Here is a 22,536-nt window from a genome sequence, read left to right on the forward strand (position 1 = left end):
TGTTTCCAGCGCTGGCTCAGGAGGCAGGCTGCCCATCGCTGAACTGCAGCGCCGCCAGGCGCGCATACAGCGGATTGCTGGCGATCAATTCCTGGTGGGTACCCACCGCCACCAGCCGGCCCTGATCCATCACCGCGATCCGGTCGGCATTTTTCACCGTGGCCAGGCGATGGGCGATCACCAGGGTGGTGCGATTCTTCATCAGGCTCGGTAAGGCCTGCTGGATCAAATGTTCGCTCTGGGCATCCAGGGCGCTGGTGGCTTCATCCAGCAACAGGATCGGCGCATCCACCAGCAGCGCCCGGGCAATCGCCAGGCGCTGGCGCTGGCCACCGGAAAGCCCCAGCCCCGCATCGCCGAGATGGGTCTGATAACCCTCGGGCATTTTCTCGATGAAGTCGTGGGCGTAGGCAATCCTTGCCGCCTCCCTGACCTGCTCCGGGGTGGCCGAGGGTTTGCCATAACGAATGTTCTCCTCGATGCTGCCGAAGAACAGCGCCGGGCTTTGCGACACCAAGGCAAAACAGCGACGCACATCCTGCGGATCGAGCTGGGTCAAGGGCACGCCATCGAGCAGGATGCGCCCCTGCTCCGGGTCATAGAAACGCAGCAGCAGATCATAGATGGTCGACTTGCCCGCCCCCGACGGCCCGACCAGCGCCAGGGTTTCCCCCTCGCGAACGGTCAGGCTCAAGCCATCGACAGCATAACTGTCCGGACGCGACGGATAAGAGAAGCGCAGGTTCTCCAGCACCAGCTCGCCCCGTACCCGCTCGGGCAAGGTGGCCAGGCCATCGCTCGGCGGCTGGATGAGGTTTTCCGAACGCAGCAACTCGGCAATCCGCTCCGCCGCGCCGGCGGCCCGTTGCAGCTCGCCGATCACTTCGCTCAGGGTGCCGAAGGCACTGCCGACGATCAGGCTGTAGAAGACAAAGGCCGCCAGCTCGCCACTGGAAATGCGCCCGGCGATCACATCCATGCCGCCGACCCAGAGCATCACCCCGACCGCCCCCAGCACCAGCACGATCACCAGGGTAATCAGCCAGGCACGCTGGACGATACGCCGGCGCGCGGTGTCGAACGCATCCTCCACCGTCAGGGCGAAACGCCGCTCATCCTGGGGCTGGTGGTTATAGGCCTGGACCGTCTTGATCTGGCCCAGGGCTTCCGCCACGTAGCTGCCGACATCGGCGATACGGTCCTGGCTCAAGCGCGACAGGCTGCGTACCCGACGGCCGAAAATCAGGATCGGCACCAACACCAGAGGCAAGGCGATCACCACGATGCTGGTGAGCTTGGGGTTGGTGACAAACAGCAGCACGATGCCGCCGATCACCATCAGCGCATTGCGCAAGAACAGCGAGAGAGACGAGCCGATCACCGATTGCAGCAAGGTGGTGTCGGCGGTCAGCCGCGACTGGATCTCCGAGCTGCGGTTGTTCTCATAGAAGCCCGGGTGCAGGTAGATCAGATGATTGAACACCTGCCGACGGATGTCCGCCACGCAGCGTTCGCCGATCCACGACACCAGGTAGAAACGCACGAACGTCCCCACCGCCAGCCCCAGCACCAGCAGCAGAAACAGGCCGATGGACTGGTTGAGCAGATCCGGTGATCCGGTCATGAACCCCTGGTCCACCAACAGGCGGATGCCCTGCCCCATGGACAGGGTGATACCCGCAGTCACCACCAGCGCCAGCAACGCCCCCAGGGCCTGCCAGCGATAAGGCGCGATGAAACGACTGGCCAGGCGAATCGCCCGGCGTTGACGCGAAGAAAGCATGAAGTTCATCCGGAAGCACACCTGGGAACCGCCCCGCCCCATCCACCGCTGGGTGATCCAGCACAGTCATGAGGCGCAGCCCTGTTTGTCGGAACCGATTTCCTGGAACCTGTTTTCCTGGAACCTTCTTTTCCTGGAACTTCGGTAAATCACAATGAGTCAGGTTAATTATGTCCGCTGATACTGGAGCCTAGATGCTATTGGTCTAAGGTCCGAGTGGAAGTCCACAGGCATTTCTGTTGGACTGAGGACTGCACCGGATAGAAAACGCCGTAGTGGGACCTTGCAGGGAGTTGTCACAGCTTGGTCACCTGGCGGTTTTAAAGTAAGCGCACAACCTGATGAGGAGACAGGCCATGTCCTTGCAAAACAGCAGCAATGACAAGATTGAAGTGATTCGTACCCACCCCGACCAGTCTCTGGGATGCGCCATTATCGACGCTCAGGGTCGCGAAGTACCGATCACCGAAGACATGATCCAGAACGCCTGCCGCGAACTGGAAAAGCGACTGGTCAAGCCTGCGCAGCAAGATTGACACATAGCCTCACGTCCTCTTGACCCGGCCCTGAAGCCGGGTTTTTTATGCCTACCGGAAACACCCGGCTCGAGGCCCGATCAGCGAACCGACACCGATCCCAGGGCCGATACGATCTGCTGCAAGCCTGGCGCTTCGCCCTGGATACGCACGGCCAGCCCATCGATTTCACGTCGCGGCGGATAGCCCTTGCGCAACGCATCGAAGGCCGCGCGCTGCTCGGCCACGCTGCCCACCAGGCTGCGGCGGAAATCCGCATCGTCGCGCCGCGGGTCGTAGACCGCCCGACAGATCATCGCCAGGGACCAGGCCGGATCGCTATTGGCATCGAGGCTCACTTCCGACAGCCATGGCCGGGGCAGCAGGTCGCGCAAATGAATCGCTTGCGGCTGGCCGAGGTAATCGCAGAGCGCCTGATAGATCTGCGCCGTCCCGCGTTGCCGGCCATCGAGGCTGTAACCGGCGATATGCGGCGTGGCCAGCACGCACAGGTCGGCCAGAGCCACATCGACCTGGGGCTCGCCCTCCCAGACATCCAGCACCGCCTGCAGGTCTTCACGCTCGAGCAACACCTCGCGCAGCGCTGTGTTATCCACCACCGCGCCGCGGCTGGCGTTGATCAGCCAGGCCCCGGGGCGCAGCTGTTGCAGGCGCTGCTTGTCCAGCAGGTGCCAGGTCGGCAGCTCGCCGGCCTTGGTCAAGGGTGTGTGCAGGCTGATGACATCGCACTGGTCAAGGATCTGTTCCAGGCCGACGTAGTCGCCACCTTCCGCCACCTGCCGTGGCGGGTCGCAGACCAGGACCTTCCAGCCCAGGCCGCGCAACACCTCGATCAGCCGTCCTCCGACCTCGCCCGCGCCCACCACGCCGTACGTGCGTTGCGTCAGGTCGGCGCCTTCGATTTCCGCCAGGGTCAGCAGGCTGCCCAGCACATAGTCGACCACCCCGCGCGCATTGCAGCCCGGCGCGCTGGACCAGCGAATGCCCGCCTCGTGGAAATACTCGAGGTCCAGGTGATCGGTGCCAATGGTGCAGGTCCCGACAAAACGCACCTGGCTGCCTTCGAGCAGGGCGCGGCTGACCTGGGTCACCGAACGCACCAGCAACACATCGGCGCCCTCGATGGCGGCGCGGTCGATGGCCCGCCCCGGAAAACGGCGAATCTCGCCGAAGCCGGCAAAAAAGGCATCGAGCAGGGGAATATTTTCGTCGGCAACAATCAGCATGGCAGGCTCCTTTCGCGGAGCCGCAGTTTAGGCGTAGAAGGCCGTGTTGGGCCAGCGAGCAATCCACTTCGCCACCCTCCGCCAGCACTTACAAATCGACAACAGAGGTTTTTTCCTGACTCATCCGTCAATGCGTAGAATACGCCGCCCTGCGCATCAACCCTGTGGACGCTTCGCCTGTGAATTCCGTGACCGATATCCCTGCCACCTCCCTCAACCGCCCGGCCCGGGTGCGCCTTGAACTGCGCAGCCTGCTGGCCCTGTCCTTGCCGATCATGATCGCGCAGTTGGCGACCACGGCCATGGGCTTCGTCGATGCGGTGATGGCCGGGCGGTACAGCCCACGGGACCTGGCGGCGGTGGCGCTGGGCAACTCGATCTGGATCCCGGTGTTCCTGTTGATGACCGGCACCCTGCTGGCCACCACGCCCAAGGTGGCCCAGCGGGTCGGCGCCGGCACCTATGGCGAGATCGGCCCGATCGTGCGCCAGGCGCTGTGGCTGGCCCTGGCGGTCGGCCTGGCCGCCAGCCTGATTCTGCTCAGTGCCGAGCCGGTGCTGCACCTGATGAAGGTCGACCCGACGCTGATCGGCCCCTGCATGGAATACCTGCACGGCATCGCCAGCGGCCTGCCGGCGGTGGCGCTGTATTACGTGCTGCGTTGCTGCAGCGATGCCCTGGGCCGCACCCGGCCGAGCATGGTCATCGGCCTGTTCGGCCTGGCCCTGAACATCCCCATCAACTACATGTTCATCTATGGCTACCTCGGCGTGCCGGCCATGGGCGGCGTCGGTTGCGGCTGGGCCACCGCCATCGTGATGTGGGCGATGATGCTGGCCATGGCCGGCTGGACCCGCTGGGCCCCGGCCTACCAGAGCAGCCAGCTGTTCAAGCGTTTCGACTGGCCGCAGTGGGCGGTGATCAAGCGCCTGCTGAGCGTCGGCTTGCCGATCGGCATCGCGGTGTTTGCCGAATCGAGCATCTTCGCGGTGATCGCCCTGCTGATCGGCAGCCTCGGCGCCACGGTGGTGGCCGGGCACCAGATCGCCCTGAACATCAGCTCCCTGCTGTTCATGATTCCGTATTCCCTGGGCATGGCGGTCACCGTGCGGGTCGGCCAGGCCCTGGGCGCCGGCAATCCGCATCAGGCACGCTTCGCCGCCGGCGTCGGCCTGGGCGCGGCGCTGGCCTTCGCCCTGTTCTCCGCGAGCCTGATCCTGCTGCTGCGTGAATCCATCGCCTCGATCTACACCCCGGACACCGCGGTGATCCAGGTGGCGGCGATGCTGATTGTGTACGCCGCGCTCTACCAGTTCTCCGACGCGATCCAGGTGATCTGCGCAGGCGCCCTGCGCGGCTACCAGGACACCCGGGTGACCATGGTCCTGACGCTGCTCGCCTACTGGGGCATAGGTTTGCCGGTGGGTTATGTGCTGGGGCTGACCGACTGGTTCGGCCCTGCCAGCGGCCCGAGCGGGCTGTGGGAAGGTTTGATTGCCGGCCTGAGCTGCGCGGCGCTGATGCTGTCGATCCGCCTGGCACGCAGCGCGCGCAAGCGAATCCGCATCAGCCAGGCGGCGGGTTAACCGGACTTCTTGCGAATCCAGTACAGGTAGGTGCCGGCCTCTTCCTGCTGGGCGACCAGCTCATGGTCGAGGAACACGCAGAACTTGGGGATGTCGCGGCGGGTCGAGGGATCGGTGGCGATCACCTTGAGCAGGCCGCCGGGCTGCAGGTCACGAATATGCTGGTGCAGCATCATGACCGGCTCCGGGCAATTGAGCCCGGTGGCATCCAGCGTGCCGTCGACCGGCGTATCGATGATTTGACTCATAACTCACTCCTGAAACTGGCCGGCATTGTCGCGCAATGCCGGCATCGACGCTATCTGTGACATTGCGCCGCAACTATGCTCAACGTGCCTTGGGCTTCTTTTCATCCAGCCGGCGCAGGTAGCAGGTCACTTCTTCACGGTCGTGGTACAGCTGCTTGCAGCCGATCGCCACGCGAATGCCACGGGCCTTGAAGCCGTCTTCGATCCGTTCGAGCAAACGCTTCACTTCCGCGTAACGCTGCTTCATCGGCAGCTTCAGGTTGACCACCGCTTCGCGGCAGTGCCCCTCGCCGATCCAGGTTTCCAGCAAGGCGGCGTTGCGCGCCGGCTTCTCGACGATGTCGCAGACCATCCAGTCCACCGGCTGCTTGGGCTTGAAGGTGAAACCGTCGGCCATCAGGTGCTGCACCAGGCCAGTGTCCATCAGGCTTTCGGCCATCGGCCCGTTGTCGACGGCGGTGACCAGCATGCCGCGGTTGACCAGTTGCCAGGTCCAGCCACCCGGGGAGGCGCCCAGGTCGACGCCGGTCATGTCGCCGTGCAGGCGCTCGTCCCACTGCTCGCGAGGAATGAAGTGGTGCCAGGCCTCCTCCAGCTTCAGGGTCGAGCGGCTGGGCGCTTCACGAGGGAACTTCAAGCGCGGAATGCCCATCGGCCACATGGCCGAATTGCCGGCATCCGCCAGGCCGACGAAAACCTCGCGACCGCTTTTGAAGGTCAGCAGCAAGCGCGGCTTGCCGGCATCGTCCACCAGCTTGCCGGCCGCCGTCAGGGCCTTGCGCAGCGGCGCTTCGAATTTCTTGCAGAAGTTCGACAGCTCTTTGCCGTCATTGGTATCCAGCACTTCCAGCCACAGGCTGCCACAGGTCGGGAAGCTCGCCAGATGGGCCAGGATCACGCTGATGCGATCGGTTTCCGGCAGATCGACGAAGACGCCCCGCGCCCACTGTCGCGGGAAGATCAGCTCGGCGAAACGCAGCTCGCGCATCAGGCGCTCGGCGCCGTCTTCTTCGCTGCACACAAACTCGGCACAGGCAGTGCTCGGCTTGGCCTTGGCGTACCCGGCCACGTTCAGGCGCGCGGCATGGTCGGCGATCTCGGAACAGACTTCGCCTTCGAAGCCCGGCCGGCAGTGCATAAAGAGGGTGTTCATCGAATCTCCTGGGCAATTGGCAATGAATCATGCGCAAACCCGCTGTAGCAAAGCCTGTCACGAAAACCGGCGCATGATAGCCGAGTTCGGAACCTTGGACTTGTCCATAGAGTCCAGTTATTAGCCAGCTACTGAAAACAGGGCTAGCTTAAGAGCTCTGCCCTTCCCGTCAGGTCCGTAGCCGTGCGGACCAAAAGGAGTGATTCAATGCCGTCCCTCGATAGCCTGAAAACCCTTAAAACATTAAAAATCGACGACAAGACCTACCACTACTTCAGCCTGCCGGAAGCCGCCAAGCGCCTTGGCGATCTCGACAAGCTGCCGATGTCGTTGAAAGTCCTGCTGGAAAACCTGCTGCGCTGGGAAGACGAAAAGACCGTCACCGGCGCCGACCTCAAGGCCCTCGCCGCCTGGCTCAAGGAGCGTCGCTCGGATCGCGAGATCCAGTACCGCCCGGCGCGGGTGCTGATGCAGGACTTCACCGGCGTGCCGGCGGTGGTCGACCTGGCGGCCATGCGCGCGGCCATGGCCAAGGCCGGCGGCGACCCGCAACGCATCAACCCGCTGTCGCCGGTGGACCTGGTGATCGACCACTCGGTGATGGTCGACAAGTTCGGCAGCAGCACCGCCTTCGAACAGAACGTCGACATTGAAATGCAGCGCAACGGCGAACGTTATGCCTTCCTGCGCTGGGGCCAGAGCGCCTTCGACAACTTCAGCGTGGTACCGCCGGGCACCGGCATCTGCCACCAGGTCAACCTGGAATACCTGGGCCGCACGGTCTGGACCAAGGACGAAGACGGCCGCACCTACGCCTTCCCCGACACCCTGGTCGGCACCGACTCCCACACCACCATGATCAACGGCCTCGGCGTGCTCGGCTGGGGAGTGGGCGGCATCGAGGCCGAGGCGGCGATGCTCGGCCAGCCGGTGTCGATGCTGATCCCGGAAGTCATAGGCTTCAAACTGACCGGCAAGCTCAAGGAAGGCATCACCGCCACCGACCTGGTGCTGACCGTCACCCAGATGCTGCGCAAGAAAGGCGTGGTCGGCAAATTCGTCGAGTTCTATGGCGACGGCCTGGCCGACCTGCCGCTGGCCGACCGCGCCACCATCGCCAACATGGCCCCGGAATACGGCGCCACCTGCGGCTTCTTCCCGGTGGATGACGTCACCCTGGAATACCTGCGCCTGTCCGGCCGCCCGGACGCTGTGGTGAAACTGGTGGAGGCCTACAGCAAGATCCAGGGCCTGTGGCGCCTGCCGGGCAAGGAGCCGGTGTTCACCGACAGCCTGGCGCTGGACATGGGCACGGTGGAAGCCAGCCTGGCCGGGCCGAAGCGGCCGCAGGACCGGGTCTCGCTGCCGAACGTCGGCCAGGCCTTCACCGACTTCCTCGACCTACAGTTCAAGCCCACCAGCAAGGAAGAAGGCCGCCTGGAAAGCGAAGGCGGTGGTGGCGTGGCCGTGGGCAGCGCCGACCTGATAGGTGAAGTCGATTACGCCCACAATGGCCAGACCTATCGCCTGAAGAACGGCGCAGTGGTGATCGCCGCTATTACCTCCTGCACCAACACCTCCAACCCCAGCGTAATGATGGCTGCCGGCCTGGTGGCGAAAAAAGCCGTGGAAAAAGGCCTGAAGCGCAAGCCCTGGGTGAAGAGCTCGCTGGCCCCGGGCTCGAAAGTAGTCACCGACTACTACAAGGCCGCCGGGTTGACCCAATACCTCGACGCCCTGGGTTTCGACCTGGTGGGTTATGGCTGCACCACCTGCATCGGCAACTCCGGGCCCTTGCCGGAGCCGATCGAGAAAGCCATCCAGAAAGCCGACCTGACCGTCGCCTCGGTGCTGTCCGGCAACCGCAACTTCGAAGGCCGCGTGCACCCGCTGGTGAAAACCAACTGGCTGGCCTCGCCGCCGCTGGTGGTCGCCTATGCCCTGGCCGGCAGCGTGCGCATCGATATCAGCCGCGAGCCGCTGGGCGAAGACAAGGACGGCAAGCCGGTCTACCTGCGCGACATCTGGCCGAGCACCCAGGAAATCGCCGAGGCGGTCGCCCAGGTCAACACCCGGATGTTCCACAAGGAATACGCCGAGGTGTTCGCCGGCGACGCCCAGTGGCAAGCCATCGAAGTGCCGCAGGCCGCGACCTACGTGTGGCAGGCGGATTCCACCTATATCCAGCACCCACCCTTCTTCGACGACATCACCGGCCCCCTGCCGGTGATCAAGGATGTCAAGGGCGCGCGGGTCCTGGCGCTGCTGGGCGACTCGGTGACCACCGACCACATCTCCCCGGCCGGCAACATCAAGGCCGACAGCCCGGCCGGTCGCTACCTGCGCGAGCAAGGCGTGGAACCGCGGGATTTCAACTCCTACGGTTCGCGTCGCGGCAACCATCAAGTGATGATGCGCGGCACCTTCGCCAATATCCGCATCCGCAACGAAATGCTCGGCGGCGAAGAAGGCGGTAATACCATCTATATCCCCACCGGCGAGAAACTGGCGATCTATGACGCGGCCATGCGTTACCAGCAATCGGGCACGCCACTGGTGGTGATCGCCGGCCAGGAATACGGCACCGGCTCCAGCCGCGACTGGGCCGCCAAGGGCACCAACCTGCTGGGGGTCAAGGCGGTGATCGCCGAGAGCTTCGAACGCATCCACCGCTCCAACCTGGTGGGCATGGGCGTGCTGCCGCTGCAGTTCAAGCTCGACCAGAACCGCAAGAGCCTGAACCTCACTGGCAAGGAAACCCTGGATATCCAGGGCCTGACCGGCGTCGAACTGACGCCGCGGATGAACCTGACCCTGGTGATCACCCGCGAGGATGGCAGCCAGGAAAAGGTCGAGGTGCTGTGCCGCATCGACACCCTGAACGAAGTGGAATACTTCAAGTCCGGTGGGATCCTGCACTACGTCCTGCGACAGCTGATCGCCGCGTAACGCCATGCCGCAAAACCAACACCGCCTTCGGGCGGTGTTTTTGTTTCACTTATTCATCGCCCCCGCCTCGTTATACTGGCCCCCCGTTCGTTCTATCCAGTAACCGCTGACGCAGGTGGCGCGAGCGGCTGATTCCATTCTTTTCGCAACAAGGATTTCACATGACTGTTCTGCCATGGATGTACCTGGCACTTCTCTCCATTGGCTACGCCCTGGCCCTGAGCTACGGCCAACTGGGCCTGCTGGCGGCGGTTTCCGTCGCCTTGCTGCTGTGCGCGGGCTTTGCCGTGCGCCAGCAGAAAAGCCCTTACGCGCGCTACCTGGGGCACGGCCTGTTCGTGGTACTGGCCCTGGCGCTGGCCATGCACTGGCTGCCCGGTTTCTACAATGGTCGGGCGATCGGCCCGGAACGTTTCACCGCCGATGCCGTGCCGTTTTCCATGTACCTGAACCAGGACAAGCCGCTGATCGGCTTCTGGCTGTTGCTGGTCTGCCCCTGGATCATCGGCCGGCGTTCGCTGCGCCTGTCCCTCTATACCACCGCCCTGGCCTTGACCCTGACCGCCCTGGCGGCCCTGGGCGGCGCGGTGTTGCTGGGCATCATCAACTGGGCGCCGAAATGGCCGGATCAGGCCTGGCTGTGGGTGCTGAACAACCTGCTGCTGGTCACCCTGGTGGAAGAAGCGCTGTTTCGTGGCTACATTCAGGGCGGCCTGAGTCGTCGCTTCAAGCACCTGCCCTATGGTGAAAACCTGGCGCTGATGTGCGCGGCCCTGCTGTTCGGCCTGATGCATGTGGGCGCCGGCTGGCAATGGTGGCTGCTGGCGAGCATCGCCGGGGTCGGTTATGGCCTGGCCTACCGTTTTGGCGGCCTGGGCGCCGCGGTGGCCACCCATTTCGGCTTGAACCTGCTGCATTTCGGGCTGTTCACCTACCCGATGCTGGCAGGCTGACCCTTGCGAAGCCGGGGTTCCCTGAACAGGCCTCGGCTTCGCCGCTTCCCCTCGCCTCTCCTTGCAGAATCAGGTCTGTGTCAATGAAGCACTTCTCAAATTGCAGAAAAAAACTTCAATAATTGGCGAAGACCGCCGACAACCTATCAAAGCCTTGCGGATAGAAAAACCATGCGTAACAACCAGCCCGTCACCCAGCGCGAACGTACCTTTCCGACTCAGCAACGGTTGATCTCCACTACCGATGCCAAAGGCGTGATCACCTACTGCAACGATGCCTTCGTTGAAATCAGCGGGTTTTCTCGTGAGGAACTGGTCCGCGCACCGCACAACCTGGTCCGTCACCCCGACGTTCCGGCCGCGGTGTTCGCGCATATGTGGGCCACCCTGAAACAAGGCTTGCCATGGATGGGCATTGTCAAGAATCGCTGCAAGACCGGTGACCACTACTGGGTCAACGCCTACGTGACACCGGTCTTCGAAGGTCAGCAAGTGGTCGGCTACGAGTCGGTGCGGGTCAAGCCCACCGCCGAGCAGATCCGCCGGGCCGAAGCGCTTTACCAACGCATCAACCAGGGCAAGTCGGCGATTCCCAAACGCGATAAATGGCTGCCGATACTCCAGGACTGGCTGCCGTTCATCCTGGTCAGCCAGCTGAGCTTCCTGATTGGCGCCTGGCTCAACTCCTCCTGGGGCTTTGCCCTCGCCGCCGGCCTTTCCGTGCCGCTCGGCCTGCTCGGGCTGAGCTGGCAACAGCGTGGCCTCAAGCGCTTGCTGCGCCTGGCCGAGCAGACCACCTCCGACCCGCTGATCGCCCAGATGTACACCGACAGCCGTGGCGCCCAGGCGCGCCTAGAGATGTCGATCCTCAGCCAGGAAGCCCGCCTGAAAACCTGCCTGACCCGCCTGCAGGACACCGCCGAGCACCTCAACGAGCAGGCACGGCAGTCCGATACCCTGGCGCACAACAGCTCCAGCGGCCTGGAACGCCAGCGCGTGGAGACCGAACAGGTGGCCACCGCGGTCAACCAGATGGCCGCCACCACCCAGGAAGTAGCCAGCCACGTGCAGCGCACCGCCGATGCGACCCAGGAAGCCAACCGCCTCACCGGCCGCGGTCGCGACATCGCCGGGGAGACCCGCGAAGCGATCCAGCGCCTGTCGGTGGTGGTGGGCGAAACCGGCTTGACCGTGACCCAGCTGGCCAAGGACAGCGACGAAATCGGCGGCGTGGTCGATGTAATCAAGGGCATCGCCGACCAGACCAACCTGCTGGCGTTGAACGCGGCCATCGAAGCGGCTCGCGCCGGGGAAATGGGCCGCGGCTTCGCGGTGGTAGCCGACGAGGTGCGCCAACTGGCGCAACGCACCAGCGAATCCACCGGCCAGATCCACACCCTGATCGCCAAGCTCCAGCAAACCGCCAGCACGGCGGTGCAGACCATGGACGCCGGGCACCGTCAGGCCGAGGAAGGCGTGGCCCGGGTACTGGAAGCCGACCAGGCGCTGGTGGGTATCAGCGAAGCGGTGGCCAACATCACCGACATGACCACCCAGATCGCCGCCGCCACTGAGGAGCAGAGCGCTGTGGCCGAAGAGATCAGCCGCAACATCAGCACCATTGCCCAACTGGCCGACCAGACCTCGGAGCAGGCCCTGAACTCGGCGCAGCTCAGCGAAGAGCTGACCCGCACCGCCAACACGCAGTACTCGTTGGTCGAACGCTTCAACCGCTAAGCCGCAAAACAAAAAACCCGGAAGGTTCGCCTTCCGGGTTTTTTATTGCCTGTTTTTCAAGCCCTACGCGTGCCTTCTGTAGGAGGGAAGCTTGCTCGCGATGCGATCTGACAGTCACCACCGTTGTCGCCTTGAAAACAATCGCGAGCAATCGAGCGTCGACCGGCTGCTCCTACAGAAGAGTCGCTCAGCCGTTCAGTTGACGCAAAACCTCAGCAACCTTCCGCGCGGCCGCCTCCAGATGCTGCTCATGGCTGAAGCCGGAGGCCTTGAGCGGTTTCAAGTCATGGTCGGCGGCCGCCAGCCAGAACAGCTCGATAGCCGGCGCCAGCGCATAAGCTTCGACCGCCTCGCGGTTACCCAGGGCGTCGCGCTCGCCCTGGACGATCAGGGTCCTGGTGCGCAATTCGGCCAGGTGGGCGACCCGCGGTTTCTCCGGCTTGCCGGCGGCATAAAACGGATAACCCAGGCACACCAGCGCATCGGCGCCCAGCTCGTCGGCCAGCAAACTGGCCATGCGCCCGCCCATGGACTTGCCGCCGATGGCCAGCCGCCCAGCGACATGAGGTCGCACCTGGGCATATACCTCGCGCCAGCACTCCAGCAGCTTCGGCGCCGGGTTAGGCGGCCGTTTGCCACCATCGAGGCGACGCTGGGCCATGTAGGGAAACTCGAAGCGCAGGACGTTGACCCCATGCGCCGCAAGGCGTGCGGCCATGTCGCTCATGAAAGCGCTGTCCATCGGCGCGCCGGCGCCATGGGCCAGGATCAGGGTCAGGGGTTCGCCGGCCAGCGGCTCCTGCGCGACATCCCAGAGCCAGCCACGTTCCCGCACGCACTGCGCCCATTGATCCCCGTCAATAACAGCCCCTTGCCGTTTGCCCATGCTTACCTCGCTTTTAGTCTGCCTATAACTCCAGAAGAAGTGAGCGCGCCTTGCCGTGCGCAGTCGCTTTCACTTCAGCTGAACCGTGGATGGGGAACCATGAACACTTCTATCAGTACCGCCTACAACTACAAGGTGGTCCGCCAATTCGCCATTATGACGGTGGTGTGGGGCATCGTCGGCATGGGGCTCGGGGTTTTTCTCGCTGCCCAGTTGGTCTGGCCCGAACTCAACTTCAACCTGCCCTGGACCAGTTTCGGTCGCCTGCGCCCGTTGCACACCAACGCGGTGATCTTCGCCTTCGGTGGATGCGCACTGTTCGCCAGCTCCTTCTACTCGGTGCAACGCACCTGCCAGACCCAGCTGTTCGCGCCGAAAATCGCCGCGTTCTGCTTCTGGGGCTGGCAGCTTGTCATCCTCTTGGCAGCCATCAGCCTGCCGCTGGGCTACACCAGTTCCAAGGAATACGCCGAGCTGGAATGGCCGATCGACATCCTCATCACCATCGTCTGGGTGGCCTACGCCATCGTGTTCTTCGGCACGGTGATGAAGCGCAACACCAAGCACATCTACGTCGGCAACTGGTTCTTCGGCGGTTTCATCATCACCGTGGCCATCCTGCACATCGTCAACAACCTGGAACTGCCGGTCAGCCTGACCAAGTCCTACTCGGTGTATGCCGGTGCGACCGACGCCATGGTGCAATGGTGGTACGGCCACAACGCCGTGGGCTTCTTCCTGACCGCGGGCTTCCTGGGGATGATGTACTACTTCGTGCCCAAGCAGGCCGAGCGTCCGGTGTATTCCTATCGCCTGTCCATCGTGCACTTCTGGGCACTGATCACCCTGTACATCTGGGCCGGCCCGCACCACCTGCACTACACCGCGCTGCCGGACTGGGCGCAGTCCCTGGGCATGGTGATGTCGCTGATCCTCCTGGCACCGAGCTGGGGCGGCATGATCAACGGCATGATGACCCTCTCGGGGGCCTGGCATAAGCTGCGCACCGACCCGATCCTGCGGTTCCTGGTGGTATCCCTGGCGTTCTACGGCATGTCGACCTTCGAAGGTCCGATGATGGCGATCAAGACCGTCAACGCCCTCTCCCACTACACCGACTGGACCATCGGCCACGTACACGCTGGCGCCCTGGGCTGGGTAGCGATGATCTCCATCGGCGCGCTGTACCACATGATCCCGAAAGTCTTCGGTCGTCAGCAGATGCACAGCGTCGGCCTGATCAACGCGCACTTCTGGCTGGCCACCATCGGCACCGTGCTCTACATCGCCTCGATGTGGGTCAACGGCATCGCCCAAGGCCTGATGTGGCGCGCCGTCAACGAGGACGGGACGCTGACCTACTCCTTCGTCGAAACCCTGGTGGCCAGCCACCCGGGCTTTATCGTGCGCTTCGTCGGTGGCGCGATCTTCCTCTTCGGCATGTTGCTGATGGCCTACAACACCTGGCGCACCGTACGCGCGGCCCAGCCTGCCGAAATCACCGCCGCTGCGCAGATGGCCTGAGGAGTCCGCCATGAAACACGAAGTCATCGAGAAAAACGTCGGCCTGCTGATGCTGCTGATGGTGTTTGCCGTGAGCATCGGCGGTCTGACCCAGATCGTCCCGCTGTTCTTCCAGGACGTCACCAACAAGCCGGTGGACGGCATGAAGCCCTACACCGCCCTGCAGCTGGAAGGCCGCGACATCTACATCCGCGAAGGCTGCGTCGGCTGCCACTCGCAGATGATCCGTCCGTTCCGCGCCGAGACCGAACGCTACGGCCACTACTCGGTCGCTGGTGAAAGCGTCTGGGACCACCCGTTCCTGTGGGGCTCCAAGCGTACCGGTCCGGACCTGGCCCGGGTCGGCGCCCGCTACTCCGACGACTGGCACCGCGCGCACCTGTACAACCCGCGCAACGTGGTGCCCGAGTCGAAGATGCCGGCCTACCCATGGCTGGTCACCCAGCAGGTCGACAGCAGCCACACCGAAACCAAGCTGCGCGCCATGCGCACCCTCGGCGTGCCGTACAACGACGAGGATATCGCCGGCGCCGTCGCTTCCCTCAAGGGCAAGACCGAGATGGATGCCCTGGTCGCCTACCTGCAAGTGCTTGGCACTGCGATCAAGAGCAAGAGGTGAGCCATGGGTCTTGAACTCGATACCGGCATGATCCGCGGGCTCGGCACGCTGGTGGTGATGATTGCCTTCATCGGCCTGTCGATCTGGGTCTTCAACGCCAAGCGCAACCCGGAGTTCGCCCAGGCGCGCCTGCTGCCCTTCGCCGACGAACCTTCGCCGGAAGTGCCCGGCAATCCATCTGATGACGCTCAATCCGAAGAGCATGCGACAAGGAGCATTCGGCCATGACCACCTTCTGGAGTACGTACATCTGCGTACTGACCATAGGCAGCCTGATCGGCCTGACCTGGCTGTTGATCGGCACGCGCAAGGGCGAGACCAAGGGCAGCGTCGACCAGACCATGGGGCACGCGTTCGATGGCATCGAGGAGTACGACAACCCCCTGCCGCAATGGTGGTTCCTGCTGTTCGCCGGCACCCTGGTGTTTTCCGTCGGCTACCTGATCCTCTACCCGGGCCTGGGCAACTGGAAAGGTATCCTGCCGGGCTATGAGGACGGCTGGACCCAGACCAAGGAATGGGAAAAGGAAATGAACAAGGCAGACGCCAAGTTCGGTCCGATCTTCGCCAAGTTCGCCGCCATGCCCGTGGAAGAAGTGGCCAAGGACCCGCAGGCGCTGAAAATGGGCGGACGCCTGTTCGCCTCCAACTGCTCGGTGTGCCACGGCTCGGACGCCAAGGGCGCCTTCGGCTTCCCTAACCTCGCCGACAACAACTGGCGCTGGGGCGGCAACGCCGACACCATCAAGGCCACCATCATGGGCGGTCGCATGGCGGCCATGCCGGCCTGGGGCGAAGTGCTGGGCGAGGACGGGGTGAAGAACGTCGCGGCCTATGTGCGTCATGAACTCGCCGGCCTGCCGTTGCCTGCCGACAGCAGCGCCGACCTCGTCGCTGGCAAACAAGCCTTCAGCACCACCTGCGTCGCCTGTCACGGCGCCAACGGCCAGGGCACTGAAATCATGGGCGCGCCGAACCTGACGCAACCGGCGGGCTTCATCTACGGCACCAGCCTGACCCAGCTACAACAGACCATTCGCCACGGTCGCCAGGGCCACATGCCGGCGCAGAACGAACTGCTCGGCAACGACAAGGTCCAGTTGCTCGCGGCCTACGTCTACAGCCTGTCCCACAACGCGGCGAGCCAGCCGCAGACTGAAACCTCAAGCGAGCAATAACCGCTCCCTCCACTGCCGCATCGCTCGATGCGGCAGTTCCCTGTCTCTGCGCGACCAAGTGTCGCACCCTCTCTACTCCCTGCCTTTCAACTCTCCGGATTCGGGTCTAAGCTCCTTCGCAGTGGACTGGCACTGGCCGGTCACAGACCAGAAGTAGCCGCTCCATTCGAAGCCGTTGTTCGAGGACAGGCCGCAAAGGCTGGTTTATACCGGCTGTCGCGCCACTTACCGTCTGTCGCTCGTTCAATGGCTTTCCACACACCCGGTTACAACTGACCTGTACCCCCTCGCCTTTTTCATCCGCTGCGACATTTTGTCCGAGGCTGATTTTGTCCTTACTCCGCGCATGGAAAGGCCGCAGAATCAGCTTTTGAAAGCATTGACCCAGGTCATGGCGCGTTGCAATGACCCCCTGCTTTCTCCATACTTGCGGCCGATTTTTACTCCTAATAAAACACCCAAACCGTGGAACCTTAGAATGAGCACAGCAATCAGTCCGACTGCTTATAACTATAAGGTAGTCCGCCAGTTCGCCATCATGACGGTGGTCTGGGGGATCCTTGGCATGGGGCTCGGTGTCTTCATCGCCTCGCAACTGGTCTGGCCGGAGTTGAACTTCGGTCTGCCATGGACGACCTTTGGACGCCTGCGCCCGCTGCATACCAACCTGGTGATTTTCGCCTTCGGTGGATGTGCGTTGTTTGCCACTTCTTACTACGTCGTGCAGCGAACCTGCCAAACGCGACTGATTTCCGACAGCCTGGCGGCCTTCACCTTCTGGGGTTGGCAAGCCGTGATCGTCGGCGCGATCGTTACCTTGCCGCTGGGTTACACCACCACCAAGGAATACGCGGAACTGGAATGGCCCCTGGCTATCCTGCTGGCCATCGTCTGGGTCACCTACGGTCTGGTGTTCTTCGGCACCATCGTCAAGCGCAAGACCAAGCACATCTATGTGGGTAACTGGTTCTACGGTGCCTTCATCGTGGTCACCGCGATGCTGCACATCGTCAACCACGCTTCCCTGCCGGTCAGCTTCTTCAAGTCCTACTCGGCCTACTCGGGCGCGACCGACGCCATGATCCAGTGGTGGTACGGCCACAACGCCGTGGGCTTCTTCCTGACCACCGGCTTCCTGGGGATGATGTACTACTTCGTGCCGAAACAGGCCGAACGTCCGATCTACTCCTATCGCCTGTCCATCGTGCACTTCTGGGCGCTGATCACCCTGTACATCTGGGCCGGTCCGCACCACCTGCACTACACCGCGCTGCCGGACTGGGCGCAGTCCCTGGGCATGGCCATGTCGATCATCCTGCTGGCGCCAAGCTGGGGCGGCATGATCAACGGCATGATGACCCTGTCGGGCGCCTGGCATAAGCTGCGCACCGACCCGATCCTGCGGTTCCTGGTGGTATCCCTGGCGTTCTACGGCATGTCGACCTTCGAAGGTCCGATGATGGCGATCAAGACCGTCAACTCGCTGTCGCACTACACCGACTGGACCATCGGCCACGTACACGCCGGTGCCTTGGGCTGGGTAGCGATGATCTCGATCGGCGCCCTGTACCACATGATCCCGAAAGTCTTCGGTCGTCAGCAGATGCATAGCATCGGCCTGATCAACACCCACTTCTGGCTGGCTACCATCGGTACCGTGCTGTACATCGCCTCGATGTGGGTCAACGGCATCACCCAGGGCCTGATGTGGCGTGCAATCAACGATGACGGCACCCTCACCTACTCCTTCGTCGAAGCCCTGCAGGCCAGCCATCCTGGTTTCATCGTGCGTGCCCTGGGCGGTGCGTTCTTTGCCGCCGGCATGCTGTTCATGGCGTACAACGTGTTCCGTACCGTTCGCGCCTCGAATCCGGCTGACGCCGACGCCGCCGCTCAGATCTCTGTAGTTGGAGCTCACTGATGAAGCATGAAGCAGTAGAGAAGAATATCGGCCTGCTGGCCTTCTTCATGGTCATCGCCGTCAGCATCGGCGGCCTGACCCAGATCGTCCCGCTGTTCTTCCAGGACGTCACCAACAAGCCGGTGGAAGGCATGAAGCCGCGCACCGCCCTGGAACTGGAAGGCCGCGACGTCTATATCGCCAACGGCTGTGTCGGCTGCCACTCGCAGATGATTCGTCCGTTCCGTGCCGAAACCGAACGCTACGGCCACTACTCGGTCGCCGGTGAAAGCGTCTGGGACCACCCGTTCCTGTGGGGTTCCAAGCGTACCGGTCCGGACCTGGCCCGCGTTGGCGGTCGTTACTCCGATGACTGGCAGCGTGCGCACCTGTACAACCCGCGCAACGTTGTACCTGAGTCGAAAATGCCGGCTTACCCGTTCCTCGTAGAAAACAAGCTCGACGGCAAAGACACCGCGAAAAAAATGGAAGTCTTGCGCACGCTCGGCGTCCCTTACACCGACGAAGACATCGCCGGTGCCAAGGATGCCGTGAAGGGCAAAACCGAAATGGACGCGCTGGTGGCCTATCTGCAAGGCCTGGGCACCATCATCAAAAGCAAACGGTGATTTAGATGGATATCGGGATGATTCGTGGCCTGGGCACCGTAGTGGTGATGGTGGCCTTCATCGGCCTGGCGCTGTGGGTGTTCAGCCCCAAGCGCAAGTCCGAGTTCGAAGACGCGACCTTGCTGCCGTTCGCGGATGATCCCGAAGCCATCAAGCACGTCGAGCAAGCTTCTAGGAGTAACAAAGAATGACTACGTTCTGGAGTCTGTACGTCACAGTCCTCAGTCTGGGTACCATTTTCGCCCTGACCTGGCTGCTGCTGTCGACCCGCAAGGGCCAGCGCGCCGAGCAGACCGACGAGACGGTCGGCCACTCCTTCGACGGGATCGAGGAGTACGACAACCCGCTGCCGAAATGGTGGTTCATGTTGTTCGTCGGCACCATCGTCTTCGCCCTGGGTTACCTGGTGCTGTACCCGGGCCTGGGTAACTGGAAAGGCATCCTGCCAGGCTACAACTACCTGGATACCGAAAAGCAGACCCCCTTCGCCAACGGCCAGACCGGCTGGACCGGCGTGCACGAGTGGGAAAAGGAAATGGCCAAGTCGGACGCCAAGTTCGGTCCGATCTTCGCCAAGTTCGCCTCCATGCCGATCGAGGAAGTCGCCAAGGACCCGCAAGCCCTGAAGATGGGTGGCCGCCTGTTCGCCTCCAACTGCTCGGTCTGCCACGGTTCCGACGCCAAGGGCGCTTATGGCTTCCCGAACCTGACCGACGCCGACTGGCGCTGGGGCGGCGAGCCGGAAACCATCAAGACCACCATCATGGGCGGTCGTCACGCGGTGATGCCGGCCTGGGCCGAAGTCATCGGCGAGCAAGGCGTCAGCGATGTGGCGGCCTATGTGCTGACCAACCTCGATGGCCGCAAGCTGCCGGAAAGCGCCAAGGCCGATCCGGCCAACGGCCAGAAGATCTTCGCCGCCAACTGCGTGGCGTGCCACGGTCCGGCCGGTAAAGGCACCCCAGCCATGGGCGCGCCTGACCTGACCCACCCGGGTGCGTTCATCTACGGCTCGAGCTTCGCCCAACTGCAGCAGACCATCCGTTACGGCCGTCAGGGCCAGATGCCTGCCCAGGAACAGCTGCAAGGTAACGACAAGGTTCACCTGCTGGCCGCTTACGTCTACAGCCTGTCCCACAGTGACAAGCCGGCGGACGCCGAGTAAGGCAGACACCTTCGGGTAACAAAAAAAGGCCCCGCCAATTTCCATTGGCGGGGCCTTTTTATTTTCCTCTCCCCTTGCGTCCGTCGCTTCGCCCCCCGCTTGAGATTGCCTCCTCCACGCCAAGAGTAGTAACGTTGCTACATGAAACTTTTGTCGAGGGCATGACTATGGCCACCATCACCATCTCCAGTCGCGAATTCAATCAGGACACAAGTGGTGCCAAAAAAGCCTCAAGAAACGGCCCGGTCATCATCACCGACCGTGGCAGGCCCGCCCATGTGCTGCTAAGCATTGAGGACTACGAAAAACTGAGCGGCCTGAACACCAGCATCGTCGACATGCTGGCCATGCCTGAAGCGCCTGAAATCGATTTCGAAACAGAGCGCGCCACCATCATTCCTCGCGAGATCGATCTGTCCTGATGTTTTTGCTCGATACCAACGTTGTATCCGAATTACGCAAGCCCAACGCCGATCGCAACGTAGTGGCCTGGGCTCAGACCGTGGCACCAACCAGCCTGTTTTTGTCAGTCATTACATTATTGGAACTGGAAACCGGCATCCTGCGCCTGGAACGCCGTGATCGCACCCAAGGGGCGCTGCTGCGCGCCTGGCTGGAACTGCGCGTGATGCCCGCTTTCGACGGACGAATCCTGGCCATTGACCACGCCATCGCGTTGCGCTGCGCCCGGTTGCATGTTCCGGATCGCAGCAATGAATGCGATGCCCTGATTGCGGCGACCGCCCTGGAACATGGACTGACAGTCGTTACCCGCAACATCGCCGACTTCCAGTCCAGCGGTGTGCGACTGCTCAACCCGTGGAACGATTGAACGCGGTCGCGGCGAAAAGCGTCCATAATTCACAAGTCAATTGATTCAAGTCATTACACCATCAATTGATTTCCCCCAACGCGACCAAAGGTCGCACCCTTGAGCTAGAGCGACAGGCGTATCATTGCGCCACTGCAACACCCCTATTTGATCGCGGTCGGCACGTACTGACCGGGGCATTTCTCCACTGCCGTGGGATGCAATGATGAGCAACCAGATTCCGGTACATGACGTTACCCCTCCTGCCAAGAATTCGAACAACAGCGTAGACCTCTACGCCTCTCGGGAAAAAATCTACACACGCGCTTTCACCGGCCTCTTCCGCAACTTGCGGATGGTTGGCGGCGCGGCCCTGTTCCTGCTGTATTTCGGTACGGTGTGGCTCAACTGGGGCGGCCACCAGGCCGTCTGGTGGAACCTGCCGGAACGCAAGTTCTTCATCTTCGGCGCCACCTTCTGGCCCCAGGATTTCATCCTGCTGTCGGGGCTTTTGATCATCGCCGCCTTCGGCCTGTTCTTCATCACCGTGTACGCCGGGCGCGTCTGGTGCGGCTATACCTGCCCGCAAAGCGTCTGGACCTGGATTTTCATGTGGTGCGAGAAGGTCACCGAAGGCGACCGCAACCAGCGCATCAAGCTCGACAAGGCGTCTATGAGCGCCAACAAGTTCCTGCGCAAGTTCAGCAAACACAGCCTCTGGCTGCTGATCGGCTTTGTCACCGGCATGACCTTCGTCGGCTACTTCTCGCCGATCCGCGAACTGGCCATCGACTTCTTCACCGGCCAGGCCGATGGCTGGTCGTACTTCTGGGTCGGCTTCTTCACCCTCGCCACCTATGGCAACGCCGGCTGGCTGCGCGAACAGGTGTGCATCTACATGTGCCCCTACGCCCGCTTCCAGAGCGTGATGTTCGACAAGGACACCCTGATCGTGTCCTACGACCCGCGCCGCGGCGAAGGTCGCGGCCCACGCAAGAAAGGCGTCGACTACAAGGCCATGGGCTTGGGCGACTGCATCGACTGCACCATGTGCGTGCAGGTCTGCCCGACCGGCATCGACATCCGTGACGGCCTGCAGATCGAATGCATCGGCTGCGCCGCCTGTATCGACGCCTGCGACAACATCATGGACAAGATGGACTACCCGCGCGGCCTGATCAGCTACACCACCGAACACAACCTGTCCGGGCAGAAAACCCATAAACTGCGTCCACGCCTGATCGGCTATGCGCTGGTGCTGCTGGCAATGATCAGTCTGCTGATCACCGCCTTCTTCATGCGCTCGCTGGTGGGCTTCGATGTCAGCAAGGACCGCGTGCTCTATCGCGAGAACGCCGAAGGCCGGATCGAGAACGTCTACAGCCTGAAGATCATGAACAAGGACCAGCGCGACCATACCTATGTGCTGGACGCCGCCGGCCTGCCGGACCTCAAGCTGCAAGGCAAACGCGAGATCAAGGTGGCGGCCGGCGATATCGTCAGCATGCCGGTCGAGCTGTCGAGCTCGCCGGAGCAACTGCCGTCGAGCACCAACGAGGTGAAATTCATCCTCAAGGACGCCGACGACGAAAGCGTCCACATTGAAGCCAAGAGCCGGTTCATCGGCCCACAAATTCGTTAAGAGAAGTCATC

21 protein-coding genes are annotated in these 22,536 nt (G+C 62.6%); 16 read left to right on the plus strand and 5 right to left on the minus strand.

The genetic code is table 11. The features are described 5' to 3' along the window. Window positions 1-16 precede the first annotated feature (16 nt). Window positions 17-1,792, minus strand: coding sequence for an ABC transporter transmembrane domain-containing protein (locus J4D52_RS13075; protein ID WP_164485750.1), 1,776 nt, complete (start codon window positions 1,790-1,792; stop codon window positions 17-19). Window positions 1,793-2,139: 347 nt separating this feature from the next. On the opposite strand from J4D52_RS13075, the gene J4D52_RS13080 reads away from it, so the two are divergent. Continuing rightward, entirely contained in the window at window positions 2,140-2,319 is a 180-nt protein-coding gene (locus tag J4D52_RS13080) for a PA1571 family protein (protein WP_007921326.1), read from the plus strand. 80 nt (window positions 2,320-2,399) lie between these two features. Here the strand turns inward: J4D52_RS13080 and pdxB are convergent, their stop codons facing one another. Continuing rightward, window positions 2,400-3,545 carry a 4-phosphoerythronate dehydrogenase PdxB gene (gene pdxB, locus J4D52_RS13085; protein ID WP_063429264.1) on the minus strand — a complete coding sequence of 382 codons (1,146 nt, stop codon included), beginning with the start codon at window positions 3,543-3,545 and terminating at the stop codon, window positions 2,400-2,402. A 179-nt stretch (window positions 3,546-3,724) separates the two neighbouring features. Here pdxB and J4D52_RS13090 point away from each other — a divergent pair, with 179 nt between their 5' ends. Next, entirely contained in the window at window positions 3,725-5,131 is a 1,407-nt protein-coding gene (locus tag J4D52_RS13090) for an MATE family efflux transporter (protein WP_102676876.1), read from the plus strand. On the opposite strand, the gene tusA is transcribed toward J4D52_RS13090, so the two are convergent. Next, a complete protein-coding gene (gene tusA / locus J4D52_RS13095) occupies window positions 5,128-5,379 on the minus strand; it encodes a sulfurtransferase TusA (RefSeq protein WP_007921329.1) in 252 nt (83 codons plus the stop codon). The genes J4D52_RS13090 and tusA overlap by 4 nt on opposite strands. A 79-nt stretch (window positions 5,380-5,458) precedes the next feature. After that, window positions 5,459-6,532 (minus strand): 23S rRNA (cytidine(2498)-2'-O)-methyltransferase RlmM, encoded by a 1,074-nt coding sequence (gene rlmM / locus J4D52_RS13100; RefSeq protein WP_102676877.1) that lies wholly within the window; start codon window positions 6,530-6,532, stop codon window positions 5,459-5,461. A gap of 207 nt (window positions 6,533-6,739) precedes the next feature. Between rlmM and acnA the strand changes: the two genes are divergently transcribed. From acnA to J4D52_RS13115, 3 genes are all read left to right on the plus strand, one after another. Next, the gene (acnA, locus tag J4D52_RS13105; RefSeq protein ID WP_102676878.1) at window positions 6,740-9,481 is read left to right on the plus strand and encodes an aconitate hydratase AcnA; all 2,742 of its coding nucleotides are present in this window, start codon (window positions 6,740-6,742) and stop codon (window positions 9,479-9,481) included. 161 nt (window positions 9,482-9,642) lie between these two features. Continuing rightward, window positions 9,643-10,434: a CPBP family intramembrane glutamic endopeptidase gene (locus J4D52_RS13110; RefSeq protein WP_102676879.1), complete on the plus strand. Its 792-nt coding sequence runs from the start codon at window positions 9,643-9,645 to the stop codon at window positions 10,432-10,434. Between the two features lie 171 nt (window positions 10,435-10,605). Further along, window positions 10,606-12,171, plus strand: a complete 1,566-nt coding sequence (locus tag J4D52_RS13115; RefSeq protein ID WP_053278147.1) for a PAS domain-containing methyl-accepting chemotaxis protein — start codon at window positions 10,606-10,608, stop codon at window positions 12,169-12,171. Window positions 12,172-12,358: 187 nt separating this feature from the next. On the opposite strand, the gene J4D52_RS13120 is transcribed toward J4D52_RS13115, so the two are convergent. Then, a complete protein-coding gene (locus J4D52_RS13120; protein WP_102676880.1) occupies window positions 12,359-13,057 on the minus strand; it encodes an alpha/beta family hydrolase in 699 nt (232 codons plus the stop codon). Window positions 13,058-13,156: 99 nt separating this feature from the next. Here J4D52_RS13120 and ccoN (J4D52_RS13125) point away from each other — a divergent pair, with 99 nt between their 5' ends. The 11 genes from ccoN (J4D52_RS13125) to ccoG all read left to right on the plus strand — a co-directional run bounded on the left by ccoN (J4D52_RS13125) (window position 13,157) and on the right by ccoG (window position 22,525). Next, the gene (gene ccoN, locus J4D52_RS13125) at window positions 13,157-14,581 is read left to right on the plus strand and encodes a cytochrome-c oxidase, cbb3-type subunit I (RefSeq protein ID WP_063429253.1); all 1,425 of its coding nucleotides are present in this window, start codon (window positions 13,157-13,159) and stop codon (window positions 14,579-14,581) included. 10 nt (window positions 14,582-14,591) lie between these two features. Then, a complete protein-coding gene (ccoO, locus tag J4D52_RS13130; RefSeq protein ID WP_025804238.1) occupies window positions 14,592-15,200 on the plus strand; it encodes a cytochrome-c oxidase, cbb3-type subunit II in 609 nt (202 codons plus the stop codon). Between the two features lie 3 nt (window positions 15,201-15,203). After that, a complete protein-coding gene (locus tag J4D52_RS13135; protein WP_009047946.1) occupies window positions 15,204-15,428 on the plus strand; it encodes a cbb3-type cytochrome c oxidase subunit 3 in 225 nt (74 codons plus the stop codon). Next, the gene (gene ccoP / locus J4D52_RS13140) at window positions 15,425-16,378 is read left to right on the plus strand and encodes a cytochrome-c oxidase, cbb3-type subunit III (RefSeq protein WP_025804240.1); all 954 of its coding nucleotides are present in this window, start codon (window positions 15,425-15,427) and stop codon (window positions 16,376-16,378) included. The genes J4D52_RS13135 and ccoP (J4D52_RS13140) overlap by 4 nt, the downstream gene beginning before the upstream one ends. Before the next feature lie 478 nt (window positions 16,379-16,856). Beyond that, window positions 16,857-18,299 (plus strand): cytochrome-c oxidase, cbb3-type subunit I, encoded by a 1,443-nt coding sequence (gene ccoN, locus J4D52_RS13145; RefSeq protein ID WP_097302678.1) that lies wholly within the window; start codon window positions 16,857-16,859, stop codon window positions 18,297-18,299. Further along, complete coding sequence (ccoO, locus tag J4D52_RS13150) at window positions 18,299-18,907, plus strand: cytochrome-c oxidase, cbb3-type subunit II (RefSeq protein WP_009042961.1); 609 nt, start codon at window positions 18,299-18,301, stop codon at window positions 18,905-18,907. Before ccoN (J4D52_RS13145) ends, ccoO (J4D52_RS13150) begins: the two co-directional genes overlap by 1 nt. A gap of 5 nt (window positions 18,908-18,912) precedes the next feature. Next, complete coding sequence (locus J4D52_RS13155; RefSeq protein WP_003175465.1) at window positions 18,913-19,098, plus strand: CcoQ/FixQ family Cbb3-type cytochrome c oxidase assembly chaperone; 186 nt, start codon at window positions 18,913-18,915, stop codon at window positions 19,096-19,098. After that, window positions 19,095-20,072: a cytochrome-c oxidase, cbb3-type subunit III gene (gene ccoP, locus J4D52_RS13160; RefSeq protein WP_009047944.1), complete on the plus strand. Its 978-nt coding sequence runs from the start codon at window positions 19,095-19,097 to the stop codon at window positions 20,070-20,072. Before J4D52_RS13155 ends, ccoP (J4D52_RS13160) begins: the two co-directional genes overlap by 4 nt. Before the next feature lie 167 nt (window positions 20,073-20,239). Continuing rightward, complete coding sequence (locus tag J4D52_RS13165; protein ID WP_053278143.1) at window positions 20,240-20,494, plus strand: type II toxin-antitoxin system Phd/YefM family antitoxin; 255 nt, start codon at window positions 20,240-20,242, stop codon at window positions 20,492-20,494. Next, a complete protein-coding gene (locus J4D52_RS13170) occupies window positions 20,494-20,904 on the plus strand; it encodes a type II toxin-antitoxin system VapC family toxin (protein WP_102676881.1) in 411 nt (136 codons plus the stop codon). The genes J4D52_RS13165 and J4D52_RS13170 overlap by 1 nt, the downstream gene beginning before the upstream one ends. Before the next feature lie 205 nt (window positions 20,905-21,109). Further along, window positions 21,110-22,525, plus strand: coding sequence for a cytochrome c oxidase accessory protein CcoG (gene ccoG / locus J4D52_RS13175; RefSeq protein ID WP_102676882.1), 1,416 nt, complete (start codon window positions 21,110-21,112; stop codon window positions 22,523-22,525). Window positions 22,526-22,536: the final 11 nt, after the last annotated feature.

It is taken from the genome of Pseudomonas sp. GW460-12-10-14-TSB1 (genome assembly GCF_017349775.1).
Lineage (GTDB): Bacteria > Pseudomonadota > Gammaproteobacteria > Pseudomonadales > Pseudomonadaceae > Aquipseudomonas > Aquipseudomonas piscium.

Bases quoted from the DNA above. Each gene is read 5' to 3' on its own strand.
- ccoN (WP_097302678.1), top strand. From the start codon at position 16,857: ATGAGCACAGCAATCAGTCCGACTGCTTATAACTATAAGGTAGTCCGC.
- tusA (WP_007921329.1), bottom strand. From the start codon at position 5,379: ATGAGTCAAATCATCGATACGCCGGTCGACGGCACGCTGGATGCCACC.
- ccoG (WP_102676882.1), top strand. From the start codon at position 21,110: ATGAGCAACCAGATTCCGGTACATGACGTTACCCCTCCTGCCAAGAAT.
- pdxB (WP_063429264.1), bottom strand. From the start codon at position 3,545: ATGCTGATTGTTGCCGACGAAAATATTCCCCTGCTCGATGCCTTTTTT.
- ccoN (WP_063429253.1), top strand. From the start codon at position 13,157: ATGAACACTTCTATCAGTACCGCCTACAACTACAAGGTGGTCCGCCAA.
- J4D52_RS13110 (WP_102676879.1), top strand. From the start codon at position 9,643: ATGACTGTTCTGCCATGGATGTACCTGGCACTTCTCTCCATTGGCTAC.
- ccoO (WP_025804238.1), top strand. From the start codon at position 14,592: ATGAAACACGAAGTCATCGAGAAAAACGTCGGCCTGCTGATGCTGCTG.
- ccoO (WP_009042961.1), top strand. From the start codon at position 18,299: ATGAAGCATGAAGCAGTAGAGAAGAATATCGGCCTGCTGGCCTTCTTC.
- ccoP (WP_009047944.1), top strand. From the start codon at position 19,095: ATGACTACGTTCTGGAGTCTGTACGTCACAGTCCTCAGTCTGGGTACC.
- J4D52_RS13155 (WP_003175465.1), top strand. From the start codon at position 18,913: ATGGATATCGGGATGATTCGTGGCCTGGGCACCGTAGTGGTGATGGTG.
- rlmM (WP_102676877.1), bottom strand. From the start codon at position 6,532: ATGAACACCCTCTTTATGCACTGCCGGCCGGGCTTCGAAGGCGAAGTC.
- acnA (WP_102676878.1), top strand. From the start codon at position 6,740: ATGCCGTCCCTCGATAGCCTGAAAACCCTTAAAACATTAAAAATCGAC.
- ccoP (WP_025804240.1), top strand. From the start codon at position 15,425: ATGACCACCTTCTGGAGTACGTACATCTGCGTACTGACCATAGGCAGC.
- J4D52_RS13080 (WP_007921326.1), top strand. From the start codon at position 2,140: ATGTCCTTGCAAAACAGCAGCAATGACAAGATTGAAGTGATTCGTACC.
- J4D52_RS13115 (WP_053278147.1), top strand. From the start codon at position 10,606: ATGCGTAACAACCAGCCCGTCACCCAGCGCGAACGTACCTTTCCGACT.
- J4D52_RS13135 (WP_009047946.1), top strand. From the start codon at position 15,204: ATGGGTCTTGAACTCGATACCGGCATGATCCGCGGGCTCGGCACGCTG.
- J4D52_RS13165 (WP_053278143.1), top strand. From the start codon at position 20,240: ATGGCCACCATCACCATCTCCAGTCGCGAATTCAATCAGGACACAAGT.
- J4D52_RS13120 (WP_102676880.1), bottom strand. From the start codon at position 13,057: ATGGGCAAACGGCAAGGGGCTGTTATTGACGGGGATCAATGGGCGCAG.
- J4D52_RS13170 (WP_102676881.1), top strand. From the start codon at position 20,494: ATGTTTTTGCTCGATACCAACGTTGTATCCGAATTACGCAAGCCCAAC.
- J4D52_RS13075 (WP_164485750.1), bottom strand. From the start codon at position 1,792: ATGAACTTCATGCTTTCTTCGCGTCAACGCCGGGCGATTCGCCTGGCC.